A 23705-nucleotide genomic window follows, 5' to 3' on the forward strand; every position below is an offset into this window, starting at 1 on the left:
CCCAGTAATTGGAATTGCCTCGCAAGGAACCCGAGTACAGATGAAATCCAAAGTCCCCGTAATCATAGGCTCAATCTTTGTTGCTTACATAGCTTTCGTCGCTGTCATTATGGCCACTTATGACCCGACTCCAGATGAAATGGATTGGGAAGATAGACAAGCTTACAACAGAGCCCAGCTGACAGAAATAGCCATCGGGCAGAGTATTGATGAAATAAAAGCGATGTTTGGTAAAGCAGACTTCAGCGAAGCTAAGATCTCCAATCAACAGAATTTGCAGATATTATTTTACCGTACTCATCACAAAGAATCTGATGGCGAAACCACTAAAGAGGAATGTACTCCTCTGCTATTTAAACAGGGAAATCTTGTTGCATGGGGTGAAGATACCTATCAGCAATACTTAACCAGCCAAATAGACAGCCTATAATATAAATCTGTTGCGCCATATTGTGCACTTCATGTTAAAACGGACAAGCTCTCAATTGAGCTTGTCCAAATTAATCGGCCTCACATTAAAGATGAGGTTTAACAATATTGGCCATCATTTGAATATGGTCGTCATTATCATTTAAAGCCGCAATATACCTAAAACTCTTACCACCAGCCTCTTCAAAGATGAGCCTATTCTCTCCAGCTATCTCTTCTAGGGTTTCTAAACAATCAGCACTAAAAGCTGGGCACACTACCGCAATGTCAGTGATGGCCTCTTTAGGCAAAGACTCCATCGTCGCATCCGTATAAGGCATCAACCATTTAGCCTTGCCAAAGCGAGATTGGAAAGTCGTTATATACTGATCTTCACTTAGACCCAGTTTCTCAACTAGTAACTTGGTGGTGATCTTACAGAAGCAGTAATAGGGATCGCCAAGATGAAGGTTGCGCTCAGGCATGCCATGATAAGACAGCACCAATTTTTGTGGCTGACCATTAAGCTCGAAGTCTTTGGTTATCGACGCTGCAAGCGCATCAATAAAGTCAGGGTTGTCGTGATAGGTGTTGATAAAGTGCAGCGCTGGCAGAAAACGCCATTTCATCAACTCCTTTGCTATCGCATCAAACGCTGACGCTGTGGTTGGCGCGGCATACTGTGGATAAAGCGGTAACACAACCAGCTTATCAATCCCTTCTTTATGCATATTTTGTAGCGTTGAGGCTACCGACGGTTGGCCATAACGCATACAGAACTGCACTGAAATATCGTCGGCCCCCTCAAAGTGTTCAGCTAACTTCTTTGTTTGACGTTTAGTGATGTCCATTAATGGCGAACCATCTTTAGTCCAAACCTGCTGATATAGAGCGGCTGACTTTGCGGGTCTTACTCGTAGAATAATCCCATGTAGAATAAGCATCCATATTAACTTCGGGATCTCAACAACCCGAGGGTCGGCGAGAAACTCCGCGAGATAACGTCGAACTGCCGAAGGCGTCGCTTCATCGGGTGTTCCCAAATTGACTAGCAACACCCCTGTTTTACCGCGTTTTTTGTGCCCTTCTTCCTTGGTTAAACCTGAAAACTTAGCCAAGAGATCTCCTTAAACTTTAATTGTGAATACTTATCTAAGCACGACTTGCTAGCTATACGCTCAGATGAATTTAAAGATCATTATTTATAATAAAAGCTGGCAAAATATTGCCAGCTTAATCTGAGGTTTAGCTCAGTTAGATAAAAAGTAATATTTGCCCTAATCAAGATTAAGTGTGACGCCATCCATTGATGATGTACTCGTGGTATCAGAGCTTTGCAGCTTAATCATTAGCCTCAAGTCATTGGGTGAATCAGCATGGTGCAGCGCATCTGCGTAACTAATCTCGCCCTCGCTGTATAACTTCAATAAGGCCTGATCGAACGTCTGCATCCCCTGCTCGTTAGATTTAGACATGGTTTCTTTTAACGAATGCAGTTCGTTTTTAGCAATCAAACTCGCCACTCGCGGTGTATTAATGAGTACTTCAATTGCCGCTCTACGCCCAGTACCATCACTTTTAGGTACCAGTTGTTGCGCCACAATCCCACGTAAGTTAAGCGACAGATCAAATAACAGCTGATGATGCTTGCTTTCTGGTACTAAGTGCATAATACGGTCAAGCGCTTGGTTTGCATTGTTGGCATGCAATGTCGCCATACAAAGATGACCCGTTTCAGCAAAAGACAGCGCAAACTCCATGGTCTCTTGGCTACGGATCTCACCAATGAGGATCACATCCGGCGCTTGACGCAGTGAGCTTTTCAGCGCCGCATCAAAAGATTCGGTATCAATACCGACTTCCCGTTGGGTAATAATGCTTTGGCGGTGATCATGAACAAATTCAACAGGGTCTTCAATAGTTAAAATATGTCCACGAGCATGTGCATTTCGGTAGCCAACCAGTGCAGCCAGCGAAGTTGATTTACCCGTTCCTGTGCCACCCACCATAATGACTAAGCCACGCTTACTCATGACTAAATCTTTCAAGATAGGCGGCAGCATTAAATCGTCAACTTCAGGTATTTGAGTTTCAATACGGCGCATTACGCAACCAGGCGCTTCCCTTTGCCAAAAAGCACTGACACGAAATCGGCCTAAATCTTTAGCCGCAAATGCGAAGTTACATTCACGAGACTCATGAAACTCCTCTTTTTGCACCTCGGTCATTAATGACTCAACAAACTCCAATGCTTGTGCTGGATTAAATGCATTTTCACTAAGAGGGCGCAGCTCACCATCGATCTTAGCACTCGGGGGGAAACCCGCTGTAATGAACAGATCTGATGCTTTACGATCTATCATGACCTTTAAAAAAGGACGAACATCCATAAGTATTTACCTATTAAAAATTGGTTTGCTTATTTGAACTCTTAAGCAAAGCATCTTCACGGCTAATTTGTCCGCGATTGACTAAGTTTTGTAAACACTGATCCAATGTTTGCATACCATGTGCCATACCCGTTTGAATCGCAGAGTACATTTGCGCGACTTTATCTTCTCGGATCAAGTTACGTATCGCTGGTGTTCCCATCATGATCTCATGGGCAGCTACACGACCACCACCCACTTTCTTAATCAGTGCTTGAGAGATCACCGCTTGCAGAGACTCAGATAACATCGTTCTTACCATGCCCTTCTCACCTTCAGGGAATACATCGACCACACGGTCAATGGTTTTAGCGGCAGAGGTGGTATGCAAGGTACCAAATACCAAGTGACCAGTTTCAGCAGCTGTCATTGCCAGTCTAATGGTTTCTAAATCTCGCATTTCACCAACGAGAATAACATCTGGATCTTCACGTAATGCACTACGCAAAGCAGCATTAAAACTATGAGTATGGCGATGCACTTCACGTTGGTTAATCAAACATTGTTTGTTTTGGTGTACAAATTCTATTGGGTCTTCAATGGTTAATATGTGGTCATGTCTATTCTCATTAATGTAATCAACCATTGCAGCCAAGGTGGTACTTTTACCTGAGCCCGTTGGGCCGGTAACCAAAACCAGTCCGCGGGGAAAGCTAGAAATCTTTTTAAAGATCTCTGGCGCACCTAACTGCTCTAAACTTAAAATATCGCTTGGAATGGTACGAAATACTGCAGCAGAACCACGAGATTGGTTAAAGGCATTAACACGAAAACGTGCAAGGCCAGGCACTTCAAATGAGAAATCTATCTCTAGATGTTCTTCATAATCTTTGCGTTGCTTATCATTCATAATATCGTACACAAGACTGTGAACACCTTGATGGTCTAAAGCGGGAAGATTTATCTTCCTCACTTCACCATCAACACGGATCATAGGAGAAACCCCCGCAGAAAGGTGTAGATCTGATGCATTGTGCTTTACACTAAAGGCAAGTAACTCTGTGATTTCCATAGTTTGGGATATCCATTCAACCAAAAATATACAACATGACAACAATAACAGACAGACTAGCGCTCGCCCAGCACCGGATTGAACAAGCGGCACAAAATTGTTCACGAAACCCTGCAGATGTGCAACTTTTGGCGGTAAGTAAAACCAAGCCAAACGAGCAGATCATAGAGGCCTATACTGCTGGCCAAAGGCGTTTTGGTGAAAACTACGTGCAAGAGGGTGAAGCAAAGGTAAAAAGCCTTAGTCAAGATTGCCCCGATATAGAGTGGCACTTCATTGGTCCTTTGCAATCAAACAAGACCAAGATCATTGCAGCTTCGTTTGACTGGATGCACACCGTTGAGCGGGAGAAAATTGCTAGCAGGTTAAATGACCAGCGACCTGAACATATGAACCCACTAAATGTTTGTATTCAAGTCAATATCAGTCAAGAAACCAGTAAATCTGGAGTGACAACAGCTGAAATTGCGACCTTAGCAGAGAAGATCAACGCGATGGCTAATTTAAACTTGCGTGGATTAATGGCAATCCCATCAACCAAGGTTGATAATACTACGGCAATCGCAGAACTGGCAGAGCTACAAAAGCAATACCAACTATTGGCAGCGAAATACCCAAGTGTAGATACTTTATCTGTAGGTATGAGTAACGATCTTGAATTGGCGGTAGCGCATGGCTCAACCATGGTGCGTATCGGTAGCGCTATATTTGGCGCTCGCGATTACTCCGAATAAAGGGGGGATTTGCAGTTAAGCTCAGCTATTTAGATAAATAATGTTTAATACATATAGAGCTTGGTTTTGGGCTACCTCACCCAAATATTAAGTCTTAATAACGTGTCATACTAATCATTTTAAATGATTTATAAATAGTAAAAGTGTCGTCCTAACTAGAATAAAAAGAGAACCCAATGTCACAAAAAAATGTCTGTTTTATTGGTGCTGGTAACATGACCCGCAGCATCGTAAGTGGTTTAGTGAAAAGTGGTTACTCCCCCGAGCACATTACAGCTGCAAACCCAAGCCAGCCTAAACTTGATGCGCTCCAACAAGATTTTGGCATTAACATCACTAACGATAATATAGAAGCTGCAAAATCTGCTGATGTCATTGTCTTAGGAGTGAAGCCGCATCTAATGGCATTAGTTGGAGAACAGTTAAGTGATTTAGATCTTGCAAATAAATTAATAATCACCATCGCCGCTGGTGTAACTGCTAAGCGCTATAGTGACTATTTTAAGCAAGAGATCAAATTAATACGCACTATGCCTAATACCCCGACTCAGATAGGTGTAGGCTTAACCGGATTATTTGCAGGTGATGATATTTCAGCTGAAGATAAAACCTTATGCGAGACACTGATGGCAACTGGTGGCGAGGTTGTATGGGTCAACAAGGAAGAAGATCTCAATCAGGTAATAGCGTTAGCAGGCAGTTCACCCGCGTACTTCTTTCTATTTTTAGAAGCCATGGTTGAAAGTGCAGTTAAAGGCGGCATGTCCGAAGTGAGTGCTAGAGAGATGGCACAACAAGCAGCATTAGGTGCTGCGCTTATGGTTAAACAAAACCCTGACCTGAGCTTAGCGCAACTACGAAATAATGTAACTTCAAAAGGAGGCACTACAGCGCAGGCAGTGGCCACTTTTGAACAAGGGAATATACGAGGCTTAGTTGATGATGCTATGACCAATTGTATTGCACGGGCGCAAGAGATGGCGAAGCAATATTAATTTTTATTAAACGTGATAAGTAGAGTAGACAGATGAATGCATTTAGTTTTCTAGTAAGTACAATATTCGATTTATACTTAATGGTGGTGATTTTACGGATTTGGCTACAGCTCGCTCGAGCCGATTTTTATAATCCATTTAGTCAATTTATCGTTAAGGCTACGCACCCGATTGTTGGTCCGTTAAGACGTATAATTCCATCATTTGGCAATTTTGATACAGCCTCATTTGTGCTCGCTATTACAGTCGTGGTCGCCAAATTCGTAGTGCTTAGTTTGATGGCTGGCGCTGCGATTGATATAGCAACAATCTTACTCGTTTCACTAGTATCAGTGCTCAAAGAAGCGGGAGTATTGCTGTTTTGGATGCTTATCCTAAGGGCGATATTGAGCTGGGTGAGTCAAGGCCACAATCCTATCGAAATGGTCATGGGACAATTGACGGAGCCTCTTTTGGCACCAATACGTCGAATGTTGCCACAAATGGGCGGTTTAGATTTATCGCTATTAGTGATGATGATTATTCTAAACTTCCTCAATATCCTACTTGCCCAATATGTCCCCTTCTGGGCAAGCGTATAGTGGTAGCAGTATGTATGCAGCAGGGAAACCTGCTGCTTCAGCTTTACATACCCGTTCTACCTGAATATGCAGGATTCAGTGGGAATTTAATGGACTTTAATCACGGCATTGATTGCCACGAATGGTCATTCCCTTGGTAAAATCAATAACACTGAGTAAAGTCCATTAAAGCCCATCGCCGAAGGCTTTGTGCCAGCCCACTTCGTTGTTGCATTCACTTAAAAGGGAATAACCATTTCTACGTTAATGCGCCTAGAATTGAACTGGCACATAGCCTCTGAAACGAGCATCTTCAACCTAAAGCCAGTCGAGATCAGATAGTAGGACTGCATGGTCATGAGCTAAAAATAGCCATTACCGCGCCACCCATTGATGGTAAAGCGAATATTCATCTGACTAAATATCTTGCTAAAGCATGCAAGGTACCAAAGGGCGACATTGACATACTAAAAGGCCTCACTGGGCGTCATAAGCAAGTGCTTATCTCCTCACCCAAGGTTATCCCGGCTGAAATACAAAACCTTTTGTAACCTTATACTTATAAGAAGTATAAGGCAGTCAACGCAGTTAAGCTCTATACTAACAACAAAGCTAATACCTAAGGAAAGCCAATATGTTCCGCTCACTAATAGCCGTTTTGCTGCTCAGCCTATGCCTAGTCAGTAGCGCGTTTGCTGAACAGAAGCAAAAAGTCGGCAACTACGATATTCATTATGTCGCCCTCAGTAGCACCTTTTTAACACCCAGTATTGCCAAGTCGTACGGTATCAAGCGAAGCAGTTATTCAGGGATTTTAAATATCTCGGTGCTAGATACCAGCGTCGACGGTAATCCCGCTGTCCCTGTAGAAATTACCGGGGTGGCTAACAACCTTCTTGATGCACGGGTGGAGTTAAAATTTAGAGAGATCCGCGAAGGTGATTCAATTTACTATATTGCAGAAGTCCCCTACCGCGATGACCAACAGATAAACTTTAACATTGCAGTTAAACATGGCTCTAAACTCAATACGCAGCTGAAGTTCAAACAGAAGTTCTACGTTGAGTAATCTCTAGCTGGGGGAGCAATCCCCCACTCCATTGACCAAACTTACAGCTCAGCAGTGTGAAGATGCAATGTTGTTGCTGTGAAAGTTGCAATCATGTCCTCACTCAGCAAGCCTGAAATATCCCCTCTGCTAAAAGCTTTACAGCCTGATATAAGTGATGCATTTAATGGCACGGTTCGTTATTATTGCCGCCATATTTTCAGATAGCTTAAAGGTCTTCCATGAACCAAATCGTCCTCGCTAGTGGCAACAAAGGTAAACTCAAAGAATTTTCCGAACTGATGGCCGATTATGGTGTAAAGATCCTCGCCCAAAGTGAGTTTAACGTTTCTGAAGTTGCAGAGACGGGCACCACATTTGTCGAGAACGCCATTATTAAAGCACGCCATGCGGCAGAGATAACGGGGCACGCTGCGATTGCTGATGATTCAGGTCTAGAGGTCGATTTTCTACAAGGCGCACCAGGAATATATTCGGCGCGCTATGCCGGTGAAGGTGCGAAAGATCAGCAAAATTACACCAAGTTGCTAAAGGCTTTATATAACCAGACACAGCGCAGTGCTCGTTTTCAATGTGTATTGGTATATATGCGCCATGCAAAAGACCCAACTCCAATTATATGCCAAGCATCATGGGAGGGCAGCATAGGCTTTAGCCCACTGGGTGACAATGGTCATGGTTACGATCCTATTTTTATTCCTGCAGGGCATCAGTGTAGCGCAGCAGAACTGAGCAGCGATGAAAAGAACTTATTGAGCCATCGTGGTAAAGCGCTAGTTTTGCTTATTGAAGCAATGAAGCAACAAGGTATTTTTAGCTAATGTTAACCTTGCCACCATTAAGCTTGTACATTCATATCCCTTGGTGCGTACAGAAGTGTCCATACTGCGACTTTAACTCCCATGGCCAACATGGGGAGCTACCACAGACGGAATATGTCGACGCGCTTATTGCCGACTTAAAACAAGATCTGCACTATGTTCAGGGTCGGCAACTACATACCATTTTTATTGGTGGTGGCACCCCATCTCTGTTTGACGCAGCGCAGATAAAGCGCCTACTCACAGAGGTTGATAACCTGATTAAGTTTACAGACAACATAGAGATCACCATGGAGGCCAATCCAGGTACTTTAGAACATGATGATTTCGAGGCCTATCAGCAAGCAGGAGTCACTCGCTTGTCTATTGGAGTTCAGAGTTTTTCCAGTGACAAGCTTAACTTATTAGGTCGTATTCACGATAAAACAGAAGCCCAAGTGGCGGCTAAAAAGGCAAAAGTATCAGGCTATAAAAGCTTCAATCTGGACTTAATGCATGGCTTACCAAATCAGAGTTTTGATGAAGCACTCGCCGACATAGAAACAGCAGCAGAACTAGCCCCACCGCACCTGTCTTGGTATCAACTCACTATCGAGCCAAATACGCTGTTTCACTCCAAACCTCCACAGCTACCCGATGATGAAAAACTCTGGCGGATCTACGAGCAAGGACAGAAACGACTTGCTGAATTAGGTTACGTCCAATATGAGATATCGGCTTATGCAAAGGAGGGCTTTCAGTGTCAGCATAATCTTAATTACTGGCAGTTCGGTGATTACTTAGGTATAGGTTGCGGCGCACACGGAAAAATCACTCAAGTAGCGCACAATAAAATAGTTCGAACGGTAAAAATCAAGCACCCAAAAGGTTACCTAGCAGCAACTGACTACACCTCTGATACCACAATTGTAGAAGAGGAAGAGAGGCCGCTGGAATACCTAATGAACCGTTTAAGACTAATGACTCCAATCCCTAAGGAAGAGTTTGAACAAAGAACAGGTTTAGAACGGAGTGTTATTTCTCAAGGTATCGAGCAAGCTTGTGCTAAAGGGCTGATGACACAAAGCCAAGAGTACTGGCAATTGACCCCTAAAGGACATATGTTTGTAAATGACTTATTGTCACAATTCCTATAAGGCATTGAATATATTCGCCATTACTAAACAAAACAGCTCAGCAGAAACATTTTCTAACACTTAGATCAAAAAATTAACTCTAGGCTTCTTTAGGATAACAATCATAATTCTAAGGAAGTCTAAAAATGCCAATAAAAACAAAAATAACTGTTGTCGCTCTGTCCCTGTCAGTTTGCTTAAGTTCAGCAGTTTATGCCGCACCAACTTCAGCTCCCTATTTAAGCCCAAGTGAGCCTGTAGCTCAAAAATCTAATAGTGGATCAGAAAAAGCCAATGCGCTGTTTGAAGCCATTTTCATGGAGAATGTGCAAGCAAGCCCAATATCTCAAACCTACCTAGGTATTAAAACCGATTATGACAAATGGGATGAGATGAGCGATGCGGCAACAGATGCAGATCTAGCACGCACCAAAAAACATTTAGCCCAACTAAATATGCTCAATGTAGATAAACTCGATAGACAAACAAAGTTGAGTTATCAACTACTGACTCAAAAGCTTGAGCAAGAGATAAAGGATGATCAGTGGCGTTACCATAGCTACCCAGTCAACCAGATGTATGGTGGTCACTCTCAAATAGCCTCATTCTTGATCAACCAGCATCAGATCAGCGATATTAAAGATGCTAAAGCCTATATTAGCCGCCTAAATGGCGTACCTAAGCGCCTTTCACAGCTGCAAACAGCACTTGAAATACGTGCAAACAAGGGCATTATTGCACCAAAATTTGTCTTTCCATATGTCATCTCTGATAGCAAAAACATTGTCAAAGGCGCCCCATTTGATGAAGGTGAAGATAGTGCTTTATGGGCGGACTTTAAACGTAAAGTCAACGCCTTATCAATCAGTTCAGATGAACAGCAGCAATTGCTAACCGCGGCCAAACAAGCATTAGTTGATGACGTAAAACCTGCCTATGACAAACTGATTGCTTACATGGGTAAGCTTGAAGCCAAAGCTGATACTCGCGATGGTGCTTGGAAGTTTCCAAAGGGCGATACTTATTACAACAATGCACTAGCACGCACAACCACCACAGATATGAGCGCCGATGAGATCCACAAGCTTGGCTTATCAGAAGTGGCACGTATACACGGTGAAATGCGCGACATTATGAAAAAGGTCAACTTCGAAGGCAATCTCCAAGAGTTCTTTGCCTTTATGCGAGATGATCAACAATTTTACTATGCTGATACAGATCAAGGTCGCCAAGCTTATTTACAAGAAGCGATTGCCCTGATTGACACCATGAGTAGCCGTCTCGATGAAGTGTTTAAAGTCAAACCTAAAGCACCGATGATAGTGAAACAGGTCGAAGCTTTTCGGGAAAAGTCAGCAGGTAAAGCCTTTTATAACAATCCATCACCTGATGGGAGTCGCCCAGGAACCTACTACGCCAACCTATATGACATGAAAGCGATGCCTAAATACCAAATGGAAGCACTTGCTTATCATGAAGGTACGCCAGGGCATCATATGCAGATAGCGATAGCACAAGAGCTAGAGGGAGTGCCTAAGTTCCGTAAGTATGGCGGTTACACTGCGTACATTGAAGGTTGGGGTTTATACAGCGAGTATTTTCCTAAAGAGATGGGCATGTATGCAGATCCATACTCTGACTTCGGTCGCTTAGCCATGGAGCTATGGCGTGCCTGCCGCTTAGTGGTTGATACCGGTATTCATGCCAAAAAATGGACACGTGAACAATCTATTAACTACTACGTATCTAACACACCTAATGCCGAGTCTGATGCCATTAAAATGGTAGAAAGGCACATTGTCATGCCTTCACAGGCAACAGCTTACAAAGTCGGTATGCTCAAGCTACTAGAGTTAAGAGCTAAAGCCCAAACCGCGCTAGGTGACAAATTCGATATAAGGGACTTCCATACAATTGTATTGCAAAATGGCCCCGTGCCATTAGACGTACTTGCGTCTGAAATTGATCTTTGGATTAAAAAAAGCAGCTAATGATACGTAGGCTACTTTATCCAAATATCCAAATATCCAAATATCCAAATAACGTAGCCCTCAAAAAACCAATAAAAAAGCCACTGAATACAGTGGCTTTTTTATTGAACTGAATTTGATAAGCACTATCTAGTTATATTCAGACTTTTACTTATAGTAGTAAATAGACTGAGTTGTAGGGTACAGATAAAGTTCAAGTGCTTAACAGAAAAATACCCCGGTAAAAGCCGGGGTAAACCAAAACTAGGATGATGGTTTTAAGGCTAGCATTGTTTTAGTTCGTAAACTTCTGCCAGCATCGAATCAAAACTGCATAACGCTGATTTGTATAGCACAATAAAGAGGGGTCATTCTTTATTATGCTATAGGACTCAAATCGTTTTGAATCAACTGCCTGCATTGTATAAAATTAAGAACAAACTGCAACCAAAACCATAAAAAACTGCATTAGTAGCGACTAAATTCGCACCGACTAAATAACCAGCAAAACTATCCAACCAACTGATAAATAAAAACTTTAATCATAACGACATGATAAGGGAAATTCATTGTTCAAAATTTAAAACAATGTTTCCTATTTTTACTTACGTTTTGCATACAATTCTTTATAAGGGTCATCCCAATAAGGAGGCGAACCAATATGATCTTTAATGAAATCAATAAACGCACTGACCTTTGGTGCAAGGTGTTTACGTCTAGGGTAAACGGCTTGCAAAGGCAGGTGATGAGTTAATTGCCATTCATCAAGAATAGGCACTAACGTCCCTTTCGCAATTTCATCTTCCAGTAAGTAACTCGCCAGATAGACAACCCCTAAACCGCTGACAGCTGCTGATTTTAGCGCGGGTGCATTATCGACTCTAAAATTACCCGAGACTCCAATTTCGCAATAGTCATCGCCTTGCTTAAACTGCCACACACTGTGCTCATGCCACTCACCTTGATATACAAGACAGTTATGATCAACCAACTGCTCAGGACGGCTTGGCATACCATGCTGCTCAACATAAGAGGGAGATGCAGCCAATAAGAACTGGCACTTCATTAGCGGCCTAGCAACCATGCCTAAAGGTAACTGCTCAGACATAGTCAGCAGTAAATCTAACCCTTCGCTGACAACATCAACTTTGTGATCAAGTAGACTAACTTGCAGCTCAAGTTCAGGATGCTTTGCCATAAATTCAGGTAGAGCCGGAATGATATGCATGGTACCGAAAGATTGCGAAATGCCTACTTTCAATACACCGCGCGTCGCATCATTTAGATTATGAACGCTAGCAACAGCTTGATCGGCATCTCTTAACAGCTCTTCACCTTGAGCATAAAGCAGCTGTCCAGCTTCGGTAAGACTTAAGCTACGAGTGGTACGCTGTATAAGTTGAACGCCAAGCTTATGCTCAAGATCAGCAACTTGAGTACTAACTTTTGACTTAGATATACCTAACTTTCGTGCTGCAGAGCTAAAACTACCCGCTCGAGCTACATGAGTAAAAATTGCGATTGGTTCTAAAAGTTCTAACATGTAAATCGCCTTAAGGTGTTTACGACAGTAATAGTACTTCCATCGCTAAGGCACGCCTATATAAAATAAATATAAAACAATGCCTTAAGTGAATATATGTACGCTAGAGTAGAGTTGTTATTATTTAACCATTAAATGGTTTTGCTTTTATTTTTAGAAGTATACCAAAAAAACCTTAAATCTCATCATATAAGTACTTTTGTACTAGCGTATGTCGAGCATTTTTATAGGATTGAGCATTTCAAGGCAGGGATTTAAGTGCAAACTTGCTGTTATCATTTTTGCTAAAGCAAACTCAAATTGCGGGATAGCATTTAAACGAAAACCCCTGCATAAAGGTGGGATGCAGGGGTTGTTGCAATATAGTCAGGCAACACAAGGATCAGTTCAAGGGTTTTTAACAGTGTCTAATAATGCTTATTCAAGCAGCTCTTTGCTTGCCGTTGCTACTAAAGAGTAGTTTGCTAACTCAGGGACCTGAGTCTGCAGTTTCTTCTCTAATTCAACTAATGACTTGAAGTTCTGACAAAGTTTTTCTCCACGAGCTTCTAGATCTTGCGCTTGCTCTTCCATTTGCAGTTCAATATCTTCGCCGATAGAGTCCATTTTGACTGAAAATGCATCCATTTTTGCCTCAAAAGAATCACCGTCTCCAGACATCATCTGGCTACCTAAGCTCATCATCATGGTGCCTATTGAGTTTTGAACTAGCTGCTCCATCTCTTTTTCAAACTCTTCACCAAATGCACTTTCAAGAGAAGACTCGGTTGCCCCAAGATAGAACTTGTCGCCATTTTGATAAGCAACCTCTTCAATTCTATCTTGCAAACCATCCATCATTTCATCAATTTTCGAACCGGTTGCATCACCTAGCAATGGCGTCAATGCCATACTGACGGCGGTTGATGCCATAGCAACTGCATCATTAACTAGCTCAATAACCTCAGGAACCTGTGATGACACTTCATCTGCATATTGGCTAACAAGCTGTTGTTGCTGCTTGTTCAGTGAGACTTGCTCACCATTAACAAATAGCTTATTCATTTCAATGCGGTATTGCTCTTTACCCACTTCACTTACAGTCAGCTTTTTAGGCTCAACGGTAACATCATAATTAAGTGATACTTCGCATTCATTGTTAAAGTGTTTACCTGACTCGTCATGAGCACTAACCATTTGCAAACTAGAAGCTGACAGTAATACGGCTGAGACGCCGACAGAGGTAAGAAGTTTTTTCATTGCTGTAATCCTTTATCGCTTATAAATATAATTAGCCTAGATAAAGCACAGAGCATGCCAACAGACATAACCAACTGTTAAATATAACAAAAAGTGTTTTGAAAGCTTGGTGCTGTAGTTATTGAGTAACAAGAAGTAGCCAATATTACGAACTATTGGCTAAATATGACATTGCTAAGTGAGCAAAATAAGAATACTAAAAAATTGAACGGCCCAGAGTCTGACATAGACTCTCTAGCGCAGCGGTTCCCGCGAGTGAGTTACCATTAGCATCGAGCTCTGGAGACCAAACACACACCGACATATCACCTGGGATCACTGCAATGATCCCACCGCCTACGCCACTTTTTCCCGGCATGCCAACCCGATAGGCAAACTCTCCAGCACCATCATATAAGCCTGAAGTTGCAAGCAACGCATTGAGTTGCCTTGTCTGCACCGGCGTTATCAGCTGCTTGCCCGCTAGGCTCTTTCCACCGTTAGCAAGGTAAAACATGGCTTTAGACAGATCTGCGCAGCTCATTCTCAGGGAGCAATAATGAAAATAGCTCTTAAGTACTGTGTCGACATCATTATTGAAGTTTCCGAATGACTTCATCAAATAAGCGATAGCGGCATTTCGTGCACTATGTTGATATTCAGATCTGGCAACCGTTTTGTCGTAGCCAATTCTGTGATTATCACTAAGCCCACGGACAATCTCCAACATTCTCTGTTTCGGCGCGCCTAAACGGCCTTGGAGCAGATCTGCAATCACCAATGCACCCGCATTAATGAAAGGGTTACGCGGTAGGCCTTTTTCTAACTCAACTTGAACCAGTGAGTTAAATGACTGCCCCGATGGTTCTTTGCCTACTCGAGACCAAATTTCAGGCTCTTCGTAATGCATTAGTGCCAGCGTTAAGCTGAAGACTTTTGAAATACTTTGAATTGAAAAGGGCTCGAGATAATCTCCAGCCCCTATTGTGACACCATCTCTGGTCGTCACTGCGATACCAAGCTTATTGGCATTGACCTCAGCAAGAGCCGGAATATAATCAGCCACTTTACCTTGGCCTAAAAGAGGTCGTACTTTCTCGACAACCTCTTCAAGCAATGCCAGCTCTGGCATTAGCTCCACCAAATATCGTAAAGCTCGCCAATTTCGACATCAGAAACAGGCTGGCCTTCAAAGAAGGTTTTAACTGCTGCTCTGTCTTCATCAGTACACTTACCGATAGCTTGAGTAGCAATAATACCTTCCCACTCTTTGTGACCGCCACCATGGAAACCAAGATCTCTTGGCTCAATAACTTCTTCAATAAACTGATCAACAATGGAATCGATCTGATCTTCAGTTACAGACTCATCGAAGGTCCAGTTAGTATCAAAACCAAACTCTTGAAACTCATCAACGCGCAATTTTTTACGTAAACGACGACTACGGTTAGCTGCCATGGTAATTCTCCTAGAAAGTTTATTTTATAAGTATATAAATTTCAGTTAGGCGCTTATACGCGCTCAAACATGAGATCCCAAACACCATGGCCTAAACGATGGCCGCGAGCTTCGAATTTGGTTAACGGGCGATGATCTGGACGTTCAACCACATCACCAGTAGCTGATTGGTTTTTATAGCCAGGCGCAGCAGTCATGACTTCTAACATGTGTTCGCTGTAGTTTTCCCAGTCAGTAGCAAGATGGAACACGCCACCGACTTTAAGCTTGCTGCGAATAAGTTCAGCAAATGGCGCCTGCACAATTCTGCGTTTATGATGACGCTTTTTGTGCCAAGGGTCAGGAAAGAACAATTGCACCCGCGCTAAACTGCCTTCGGCAATGCTGTTTTCTAACACTTCTAATGCATCATGATGATAAACGCGCAGGTTAGTCACGCCAGCTTCTGCAGCAACAGACAAACATGCACCAACACCAGGCTTATGCACTTCGATACCGATAAAGTTAAGCTCTGGCGACGCCTTAGCCATTTCGACTAATGAGCCTCCCATACCAAAACCAATCTCTAGCACAGTGTCAGCTTCACGGCCAAACACCTCGACTAAATCGATCGCTTCAGGGGTATAATCTAGCCCCATAGATGGCCACTGTTGTTCCATCGCTTGAGCCTGCCCTTTTGTAAGGCGGCCTTCTCTTAATACAAAGCTTCTTACTTTGCGAAGGTATTTACCCTCTTCATTGAATTCAGCGGTTGTTACGTCGCTCATTTTCGCCCTCGCTTAAGACAGCTATTAATTAAAAAGAAAGGCATTATCCAAAGTTAAACCTTTAGTGCAAGCCCTATTGAGGCGAAATTATACCAATAATCTCAGTTTGTGCGAGTTACAAGCACTGTTTTGCAAAAAATACTCATTTTGTCAGCTATTTTACTGCAGTTTAAGCCGTTAACTCCCTACACGAGATCACAACTGTGACTTGTTAAAGTATTCCTCTGTGGTTACACTGCGCCGATGAAAACTCCAGCCCCATTTTCTCAACGAATTATCAGTTGGTACGACCTACATGGTCGCAAGCAACTACCTTGGCAACAAAACAAAACCCCATATAAAGTATGGATTTCTGAGATCATGCTGCAGCAGACACAAGTTGCAACGGTTATCCCTTACTTTGAAAAGTTCATGTATCGCTTTCCAAGCATTGAAGTATTGGCGGCCGCCGAGCAAGACGAAATCCTCCACCATTGGACTGGTTTAGGCTACTACGCCAGAGCCCGTAACTTGCATAAAGCCGCCCAGCAAATTGTTAGCCAGCATAACGGAGATTTCCCGGTTGATTTTGAAGACGTATTATCCTTACCGGGTATTGGGCGTTCTACAGCAGGCGCTGTGCTGTCATTGTCACTAGGTTTAAATCATCCCATTCTTGACGGTAATGTAAAACGAGTACTGGCGAGACACGGCGCGATTGATGGCTGGCCAGGGAAAAAGCCTGTAGAGAATCAACTGTGGCAACTCACTGAAGCGCTGACTCCTGCAAAAGATATTCAGAAGTATAACCAAGCGATGATGGATATTGGCGCAACAGTATGTACTCGCTCCAAGCCCAACTGTGCTGCATGCCCCGTTGCAATTGATTGCAAAGCGCAATTAAGTGGTCGTCAGCTTGATTACCCAGGTAAAAAGCCTAAAAAAGTGATCCCAGAAAAATCAGCATGGTTGGTAGTAATAGAACATGATGACCATGTTCATCTACAAAAAAGACCTCCTAGCGGCATTTGGGGAGGACTCTGGTGTTTCCCTCAATTTAGCAGCCAAGCTGAACTTGAAGAATACTTAAATGAACAAGCATTTAACATCAAGAATCGTGAAGATCTCGTTGGCTTTAGGCATACGTTTAGCCACTTTCACCTCGACATTCAACCGATTTTGGTTTCAGTAAACAAGATTAGCGGTAACCAGATCATGGAACAAGACTCCTCTGTCTGGTATAACTTACCTCATCCACCTAAAGTTGGTTTAGCCTCAGCAACTGAGCGCATTCTAGCGAGTTTAGGTTCTGTATTAATTAAGGAGTAATCATGGCTCGCACAGTAAACTGCGTATATTTGAACAAAGAAGCTGAAGGTCTAGGGTTTCAACTCTACCCTGGTGATTTAGGCAAACGTATTTTCGACAATGTGAGTAAAGAAGCATGGGCGCTTTGGCAGTCGAAGCAAACGATGCTTATCAACGAAAATAAACTCAACATGATGAATGTTGATGATCGTAAGTTCCTTGAAGAGCAAATGATTAACTTTCTGTTTGAAGGTAAAGACGTTGAAATTGAGGGTTATGTACCTCAAAAAGACGACGAATAGTTTTCAATAAAAAAGCGCCGCAAGGCGCTTTTTTATTATTCTAAGCTAAGAATTATTTTTTAATCCCTTCAACCACAAGATTCAAACTCACATTAGAAGAAGCGGGTCCCAAGTCCATTTTTACGTTGTAATCTTTAAGCGCAAATTCAGTGCTGCCAGTAAAACCGGCTCTGTAACCGCCCCAAGGATCACTACCTTCCCCTATTACCTTAGCGTGAATCGCTAGCGGTTTAGTCACACCATTAAAGGTAAAGTTACCATTGAGTACAAACGTACCATCACCTTTGTCATCAACAGATGTTGAGACAAACGTTGCTTCAGGAAACTTCGCCGTGTTTAAAAAGTCAGGACTACGCAGATGCTTATCGCGCTCAGCATGATTTGAATCAACACTTGTAGTATTGATGGTGACATTGACTTTCGAGTCAGCGATTTTAGATTGATCAAATGAGAAGTCACCTGCAAAGGTATTAAAGCGGCCAGCGACAAAGCTATATCCTAAATGACTAACCCTAAACTCTATCGATGCATGCGCTCCCTCTGTATCGATAACATAGTCAGCCGCCTGAGCGGTACTTGCCATCATTAAACTTGCTGCTAATGTCGTCGCGAATAAACCTTTTTTCATCTTGCTATCTCCCTTTGAGTGCTCGTCTTTTTTAAATGCTAATTTTATTTAAATGTTAGTCTTGCTGAGTTTTAATCATTCTCAGTAATGTTGAATCTTTATCGATAAAGTGATGTTTCAATGCCCCAATAGCGTGCACAATGGCCAAACCAATCAAACTGTATGCTGCATACTGATGGATAACTCCAGCAACATCGGCCTGATCATCAATAATGGCCCCAAGGCTAGGTATTTCAAACCACTCAAACACCCATATACCTCGGTCATCAGCAGTTGATATCAAATATCCGCTCAACATGATGAGCACTAAAAGCAAGTACAAAACGAAATGGGCTACATGACTGCTTTTGACCTCCCAACTTTTATGAGTAGTTAAACTCTCAGGTTTTGCGGTGAAAAGTCGCCATAGTATTCGGAAAAATGTCGCGAAAAGAAGCAGCAACCCGATACTTTTATGCCAATGCGGCGCAGTTTTGTACCATTCACTGTAATAGGTCAAATCAACCATCCAAAAACCAACAGCAAATAAACCGATTACGGTAAATGCAGAAAGCCAATGCAACAGGATCGCAATTAACCCATAAGAGCTTTTAGTATTTAACAGCATCATGTCCCCTAAATAAGTAATATAGAGCCATCATACATTCTATTTTTACAACTAAAATCAGTAAATATAGGCCTTTACATTCTACTTTTTAGAATAGAAAACGATTACAGGATAAAAATTTCAACTCCTTTACTGCAGCTTGTAGTACAAAAAGACTGCCACCTAAGTGCATTCATACCCGCTAAAATCCATTTTTGATCAGTTAGCATTGTTCTTATTTTTGCAACTGCACACAAACTAAGCGAACAGTCTGCCTAAAAACAAAAAGCACTTGCAGGATAAAACTCAGCGCTATAATATACGCGCACTCCAAACGACACAGGCTTTAACAGCTTGGTTTGAAGTAACAAATCTAACGTTTATATTTATATAACGATAGTTGCCCGAATAGCTCAGTCGGTAGAGCAGAGGATTGAAAATCCTCGTGTCCCTGGTTCGATTCCGGGTTCGGGCACCAACATTTTATAATGAGTTTCCTGTGTAGACAGTAACTTGTTAGCAAGATAAGCCGGCATAGCTCAGTTGGTAGAGCAACTGACTTGTAATCAGTAGGTCCCGAGTTCGACTCTTGGTGCCGGCACCATAAAAACAAAAAAGCCACTCAATAGAGTGGCTTTTTTGTGCCTAAAATTTACATTCACTCGCTAATTATACCAATTGCATTAAAAGTTTGACCATTCAGCGGGAATTCAAAGCGCTGTAGGCAAGTAGTAGGATTTGAGCTAATAGTTATTCTATATCCAAATCTCATAGCGAAGCATAAAGTGTTTTGAAACCCGCACTACGTGAGCCCCTCAGTCTCTCCACTTCTGCTTTGCATTGGCTTAAAAGGGAATAACCATTTCTTTGCCAATGCGCTTTGAATTGAAAAGACTGAGGGGCTCTGAACGGGTCAAATACTTAATGCAATTGGTATTATCTTTGATCCAAACAATGGTTGCCACGCAAAATCCCACTCAACTATCCAGATCAATAGCTGGCCAATATTAATGGTGAAAGCCACTGTATTAACTTGAATAGCATTAACTGTGCTTTTTCTAGGCAAAATAATCAGCAAACAATAAATTATCATCACAATTGAGTTTGTACGGCTATTTGTTAGCCATATATCGAAAAAAGCGCTTGCACCATGCAAAGCATCGCTATAATATACGCGCACTCCAAACGACACAGGCTTTAACAGCTTAGTTTGAAGTAGCAAATCTAACGCTTATATCTTTACAGCGATTAGTTGCCCGAATAGCTCAGTCGGTAGAGCAGAGGATTGAAAATCCTCGTGTCCCTGGTTCGATTCCGGGTTCGGGCACCAACATTTTTTAATGAGTTTATCTGCACTGTTAGATAACTTGTTAGCAAAATAAGCCGGCATAGCTCAGTTGGTAGAGCAACTGACTTGTAATCAGTAGGTCCCGAGTTCGACTCTTGGTGCCGGCACCATAAAAACAAAAAAGCCACTCAGTAGAGTGGCTTTTTTGTATCTAACGTTTGTCCCGTCCTGAGATAAGTTGATACTTTAACTTTCTTTCTGGTTAGTCTTGAGCCACTTTGCCCAAAACGAGTTTGTTAACTATAACGATAATCATCAAAAACCCTGCTCGATTACTCTGCCTCTTCCTCAAACAACAGTTTGATGCAAATAACCCATTTAACCATCTCGTTAACTGAATAACCTTCCAACCTATTGCGGACTTTAATCACCATAATAATTGGTGATTACGTCTCTTTTTCACAATAGAGAAACACGGCACTATAACTCCATCAAACAGACATTGGAGCTAGATTATGAAAGCCATCGGATACCAACAAAATTTGCCCATTACTGATGTTAACGCACTACAAGACATTGAACTGCCAACACCCGTTGTGAGTGGCCGAGATATTTTAGTTGAAGTAAAAGCCGTGTCTGTTAACCCAGCAGATTATAAAATTCGCCAAGATATGCCAGCAGAAAAAGACCAATGGAAAGTATTAGGCTGGGATGCAACTGGTATTGTAAAAGCGGTTGGCGATGAAGTGAGTTTGTTTAACGTAGGCGATAAAGTGTGGTACGCCGGCGACATCACTCGTACAGGTAGCAATGCGCAATTTCAGTTAGTTGATGAACGCATTGTAGGCAAAATGCCAAATAGCCTTTCTTATGCTGAAGCTGCTGCACTTCCTCTTACGACTATTACTGCATGGGAATTACTATTTGATCGATTAGATGTTGATCGATTAGACGTTGAACGCTTACAAGGCGAGCGCCAGCAAGAAAATAGTTCAGATAGTTCTGCACAAGAGCAGCCTGCTAAAAAACGCATTCTAGTGATTGGCGCAGCTGGAGGCGTAGGCTCAGTAATGGTGCAATTAATTAAGCAGTTAACTAATCTTGAGCTCATTGCAACGGCGTCACGACCTGAAACCGTTTCATGGTTAGAAGATTTAGGCGCTGATCATATTATCAACCATCGTAATCCATTAAGTGAAGAATTTGCCGTGCAATCGTTGGCTGAAGTTGACTATGTGGTGAGTTTAAATAATACCGAGCAACATTTAATCGAAATAGAAAAAGTCATTAAACCTCAAGGCAAGTTCGCCTTAATTGATGACCCTGATACGCTCAATATCATGCCGTTTAAAATGAAGTCGGTATCAGTACACTGGGAAATGATGTTTACTCGCTCTTTATTTAAAACTGAAGATATGCAAGCGCAACATGAGTTACTTAATGCTGTTTCTACTTTGATCGATGATAGCGTGATCAAAACTACGGTTGGCAATCATTTCGGCACTATAAATGCCACAAATTTACGTCAGGCTCATCAATTACTTGAGAGCCAAAAAGCCAAGGGAAAAATCGTTTTGGAAGGCTTTTAGCTTCTCGCATAAGGCGGCGCATAAGTCTTGGGATCAGTTATCGAACAAGTCATCGAATTTGACCATGACACAATCGCCTATTAAGTACTATTTAATCCACACCGCATTGGGCTTAATCAATGCGGCATCAAGGAACTGACGATGTTAAATCAAATTGTAAAATTTACGGTAAAGCCAGAATACCAAGCAGAATTTAAAGCAGCTTTAATGACAAATAAGCAAGGCGCCGCGAATGAAGCTGGCAATGTTGAAATGAAAATGTTTGTTGATAATAGCAATCCAAATGTATTTTTTGCCTATGAACGCTGGGCAGATAAGGCAGCCCTTGAACATCACATGACACTACCACACACAGCTGCAATGATCGCTTTATTTGAATTGGCACTAGAGCAACCTGTAGAAGTGTTTCATTTAGGCGAAACCAACCCATTGCCTATAGCAATTAAGCCTGCTGATCCTGAAGATGAAGTATTTATTATCTTTTTCATTTTCAAAATCAATCCACAAATGCGCCAGCAATTATTGGCTCAATTTGAAGAGCATATTAAACACTCTCGTACTGAACAAGGTAACTTGTTGTTTGATTTGTACACCGTCGAAGGTGACGACAGCACGTTAGCTGTGTATGAGCATTGGCGCAAGGAATCGGACGTATGGGACATTCACTTTCAGCAGCCCTATGCCAAGACCACTGGCGCCTTGATGGAACAAGCTGTGGTAGGTGATATGCAGCAATATATGAATTTTGTCACTGAAATATAAATTTATTCAGTGTAAATGGATGAGAGTAGCTAAACTCTCATCGAATATTGGGCTGCAAAGCAGCCCAATATGCCTCACTTATACATATTTTTATAGCCAGGCATATGCTCAAGCCAAAATGGCGGAGTCCCAATATGTTCTTGCACCGCTTTGATAAATTCACTAACTAATAAGGTTTGTTTACGGTGTGGGTAAACGGCATAAATGCCAGTATCTAAAGTCGATAAGCCGTGATCGGTCAATAACGGTACCAACTGAGATTGGGTGATTGGCTCATCCAAATTAAACAAATCAATTAAGCTATAACCTAAACCTGATTTCACTGCTTCAATCAATGTGCGCACATCGCTGACTTTGTAATTGCCACGCATTTTATACATCTTGTATTGCTCGCCATGAGGCGCTTCCGTCAGGCACATCTGATCTAAACTGACATTACCATTGCTGTAAATGACAGCTGGTAACTGAATTAACTCCTCAGGAGTTTGCGGCATTCCATGTTGCTCGATAAATGATTCTGATGCCACTATCGCAAAATGGGTTTTAGCAATTTTTTTGGCGATTAAATTTGATTCAGCCAACTTGCCCACTCTAAATGCCACATCAAAGTGATCAGAAATAATATCGGTCCGCTTATCATCAAGTGACAGCGTGACTTTGACATTGGGATACAAGGTCATGAACTTGGCAATCACAGGTTGTAAGTACTGCTGGCCGAAATAAATGGCCGAAGAAATACGAATGATGCCTTTGGGTTCTGACTGATAGGAGTCAGCAATATTTTGAATTTGGGTTAAGGTTTCCATCAAATTCTGAGTTTGTTCTAAAATCTCTTCCCCTGCAGAAGTCAGCGAAAAAGAACGTGTAGAACGGTTGAGCAGTTGCACCCCAAGCTCAGTTTCAAGCTTTTTAATCTGCTTCGACAGTAGCGAATTATCCATATCATGCAAGGTAGCAGCTTTTGTAAAAGAACCTTGCTGAACCACATCAAGAAAAAGGGCTAATTGCTTAGTAAGAGACATAATCGACGCGAACTCCAGTTTCCAATTAATCCACTCATCATGACTGATTAAACCTCATTTGATAACCACTATTTATTTATCCAATAAGAATAAGTAGGGTCAGGAATAAGTGGCAGCAGTGTCTGACGGATCCCCACGAATT

The 23705-nt window shown here is 42.1% G+C and carries 23 protein-coding genes, 4 tRNA genes and 1 pseudogene; 17 read left to right on the forward strand and 11 right to left on the reverse strand.

Annotation, left to right across the window (positions count from 1 at the left end):
- Positions 1 to 40: 40 nt before the first annotated feature.
- Positions 41 to 430: a DUF3192 domain-containing protein gene (locus AB4135_RS02120; protein WP_371989919.1), complete on the forward strand. Its 390-nt coding sequence runs from the start codon at positions 41 to 43 to the stop codon at positions 428 to 430.
- Positions 431 to 515: 85 nt separating this feature from the next.
- Here AB4135_RS02120 and hemH read toward each other — a convergent pair whose 3' ends face one another.
- From hemH to AB4135_RS02135, 3 genes are all read right to left on the reverse strand, one after another.
- The gene (gene hemH, locus AB4135_RS02125; protein ID WP_371989920.1) at positions 516 to 1526 is read right to left on the reverse strand and encodes a ferrochelatase; all 1011 of its coding nucleotides are present in this window, start codon (positions 1524 to 1526) and stop codon (positions 516 to 518) included.
- Between the two features lie 159 nt (positions 1527 to 1685).
- On the reverse strand, positions 1686 to 2798 hold the full coding sequence (locus tag AB4135_RS02130; protein ID WP_371989922.1) for a PilT/PilU family type 4a pilus ATPase: 1113 nt from the start codon (positions 2796 to 2798) through the stop codon (positions 1686 to 1688).
- A gap of 13 nt (positions 2799 to 2811) precedes the next feature.
- Positions 2812 to 3849: a type IV pilus twitching motility protein PilT gene (locus AB4135_RS02135; RefSeq protein WP_044556009.1), complete on the reverse strand. Its 1038-nt coding sequence runs from the start codon at positions 3847 to 3849 to the stop codon at positions 2812 to 2814.
- Positions 3850 to 3884: 35 nt separating this feature from the next.
- On the opposite strand from AB4135_RS02135, the gene AB4135_RS02140 reads away from it, so the two are divergent.
- The 8 genes and pseudogenes from AB4135_RS02140 to AB4135_RS02175 all read left to right on the forward strand — a co-directional run bounded on the left by AB4135_RS02140 (position 3885) and on the right by AB4135_RS02175 (position 11134).
- Complete coding sequence (locus AB4135_RS02140; protein WP_371989924.1) at positions 3885 to 4583, forward strand: YggS family pyridoxal phosphate-dependent enzyme; 699 nt, start codon at positions 3885 to 3887, stop codon at positions 4581 to 4583.
- Positions 4584 to 4759: 176 nt separating this feature from the next.
- Positions 4760 to 5578, forward strand: coding sequence for a pyrroline-5-carboxylate reductase (gene proC / locus AB4135_RS02145; RefSeq protein WP_371989926.1), 819 nt, complete (start codon positions 4760 to 4762; stop codon positions 5576 to 5578).
- Between the two features lie 32 nt (positions 5579 to 5610).
- Positions 5611 to 6159, forward strand: coding sequence for a YggT family protein (locus tag AB4135_RS02150; protein ID WP_371989928.1), 549 nt, complete (start codon positions 5611 to 5613; stop codon positions 6157 to 6159).
- A 281-nt stretch (positions 6160 to 6440) separates the two neighbouring features.
- Positions 6441 to 6689 (forward strand): annotated as a pseudogene (locus AB4135_RS02155) (DUF167 family protein); the annotation flags it as partial.
- A gap of 83 nt (positions 6690 to 6772) precedes the next feature.
- The gene (locus AB4135_RS02160) at positions 6773 to 7207 is read left to right on the forward strand and encodes a DUF4426 domain-containing protein (RefSeq protein WP_371989929.1); all 435 of its coding nucleotides are present in this window, start codon (positions 6773 to 6775) and stop codon (positions 7205 to 7207) included.
- A gap of 221 nt (positions 7208 to 7428) precedes the next feature.
- Complete coding sequence (gene rdgB, locus AB4135_RS02165; protein ID WP_371989931.1) at positions 7429 to 8028, forward strand: RdgB/HAM1 family non-canonical purine NTP pyrophosphatase; 600 nt, start codon at positions 7429 to 7431, stop codon at positions 8026 to 8028.
- On the forward strand, positions 8028 to 9164 hold the full coding sequence (gene hemW / locus AB4135_RS02170) for a radical SAM family heme chaperone HemW (RefSeq protein ID WP_371989933.1): 1137 nt from the start codon (positions 8028 to 8030) through the stop codon (positions 9162 to 9164). Before rdgB ends, hemW begins: the two co-directional genes overlap by 1 nt.
- A 125-nt stretch (positions 9165 to 9289) precedes the next feature.
- Entirely contained in the window at positions 9290 to 11134 is a 1845-nt protein-coding gene (locus tag AB4135_RS02175; RefSeq protein WP_371989935.1) for a DUF885 family protein, read from the forward strand.
- A gap of 580 nt (positions 11135 to 11714) precedes the next feature.
- Here the strand turns inward: AB4135_RS02175 and AB4135_RS02180 are convergent.
- From AB4135_RS02180 to trmB, 5 genes are all read right to left on the reverse strand, one after another.
- Positions 11715 to 12656, reverse strand: a complete 942-nt coding sequence (locus tag AB4135_RS02180; protein WP_220737313.1) for a LysR family transcriptional regulator — start codon at positions 12654 to 12656, stop codon at positions 11715 to 11717.
- Positions 12657 to 13073: 417 nt separating this feature from the next.
- On the reverse strand, positions 13074 to 13895 hold the full coding sequence (locus AB4135_RS02185; protein WP_371989936.1) for a YggN family protein: 822 nt from the start codon (positions 13893 to 13895) through the stop codon (positions 13074 to 13076).
- Positions 13896 to 14091: 196 nt separating this feature from the next.
- Positions 14092 to 15006, reverse strand: a complete 915-nt coding sequence (gene glsB, locus AB4135_RS02190) for a glutaminase B (protein ID WP_371989937.1) — start codon at positions 15004 to 15006, stop codon at positions 14092 to 14094.
- Entirely contained in the window at positions 15006 to 15332 is a 327-nt protein-coding gene (locus AB4135_RS02195) for a YggL family protein (protein ID WP_371989939.1), read from the reverse strand. Before AB4135_RS02195 ends, glsB begins: the two co-directional genes overlap by 1 nt.
- Positions 15333 to 15385: 53 nt before the next feature.
- Positions 15386 to 16099: a tRNA (guanosine(46)-N7)-methyltransferase TrmB gene (trmB, locus tag AB4135_RS02200; protein WP_371989941.1), complete on the reverse strand. Its 714-nt coding sequence runs from the start codon at positions 16097 to 16099 to the stop codon at positions 15386 to 15388.
- 243 nt (positions 16100 to 16342) lie between these two features.
- On the opposite strand from trmB, the gene mutY reads away from it, so the two are divergent.
- Together mutY and AB4135_RS02210 are read left to right on the forward strand one after the other, a co-directional pair.
- Complete coding sequence (gene mutY / locus AB4135_RS02205) at positions 16343 to 17407, forward strand: A/G-specific adenine glycosylase (protein WP_371989943.1); 1065 nt, start codon at positions 16343 to 16345, stop codon at positions 17405 to 17407.
- Positions 17408 to 17409: 2 nt separating this feature from the next.
- Positions 17410 to 17688, forward strand: coding sequence for an oxidative damage protection protein (locus AB4135_RS02210; RefSeq protein ID WP_371989945.1), 279 nt, complete (start codon positions 17410 to 17412; stop codon positions 17686 to 17688).
- A 52-nt stretch (positions 17689 to 17740) separates the two neighbouring features.
- On the opposite strand, the gene AB4135_RS02215 is transcribed toward AB4135_RS02210, so the two are convergent.
- Together AB4135_RS02215 and AB4135_RS02220 are read right to left on the reverse strand one after the other, a co-directional pair.
- Complete coding sequence (locus AB4135_RS02215) at positions 17741 to 18316, reverse strand: YceI family protein (RefSeq protein WP_371989946.1); 576 nt, start codon at positions 18314 to 18316, stop codon at positions 17741 to 17743.
- 55 nt (positions 18317 to 18371) lie between these two features.
- Positions 18372 to 18923 (reverse strand): cytochrome b, encoded by a 552-nt coding sequence (locus AB4135_RS02220; protein WP_371989947.1) that lies wholly within the window; start codon positions 18921 to 18923, stop codon positions 18372 to 18374.
- Positions 18924 to 19304: 381 nt separating this feature from the next.
- Between AB4135_RS02220 and AB4135_RS02225 the strand changes: the two genes are divergently transcribed.
- The 6 genes from AB4135_RS02225 to AB4135_RS02250 all read left to right on the forward strand — a co-directional run bounded on the left by AB4135_RS02225 (position 19305) and on the right by AB4135_RS02250 (position 22541).
- A tRNA-Phe gene (locus AB4135_RS02225) sits at positions 19305 to 19380 on the forward strand.
- Positions 19381 to 19430: 50 nt separating this feature from the next.
- Positions 19431 to 19506, forward strand: a tRNA-Thr gene (locus tag AB4135_RS02230).
- Positions 19507 to 20156: 650 nt separating this feature from the next.
- Positions 20157 to 20232 (forward strand) — tRNA-Phe (locus AB4135_RS02235).
- 52 nt (positions 20233 to 20284) lie between these two features.
- Positions 20285 to 20360: transfer RNA gene (locus AB4135_RS02240), tRNA-Thr, on the forward strand.
- A 345-nt stretch (positions 20361 to 20705) separates the two neighbouring features.
- Entirely contained in the window at positions 20706 to 21779 is a 1074-nt protein-coding gene (locus AB4135_RS02245) for a zinc-binding alcohol dehydrogenase family protein (protein ID WP_371989949.1), read from the forward strand.
- A gap of 141 nt (positions 21780 to 21920) precedes the next feature.
- Entirely contained in the window at positions 21921 to 22541 is a 621-nt protein-coding gene (locus tag AB4135_RS02250) for a putative quinol monooxygenase (protein WP_371989951.1), read from the forward strand.
- A 74-nt stretch (positions 22542 to 22615) separates the two neighbouring features.
- Here AB4135_RS02250 and AB4135_RS02255 read toward each other — a convergent pair whose 3' ends face one another.
- A complete protein-coding gene (locus AB4135_RS02255; RefSeq protein WP_371989952.1) occupies positions 22616 to 23563 on the reverse strand; it encodes a LysR family transcriptional regulator in 948 nt (315 codons plus the stop codon).
- Positions 23564 to 23705 lie beyond the last annotated feature (142 nt).

The organism is Shewanella sp. 10N.286.54.B9 (assembly GCF_041468565.1).
Classification (GTDB): Bacteria; Pseudomonadota; Gammaproteobacteria; order Enterobacterales; family Shewanellaceae; genus Shewanella.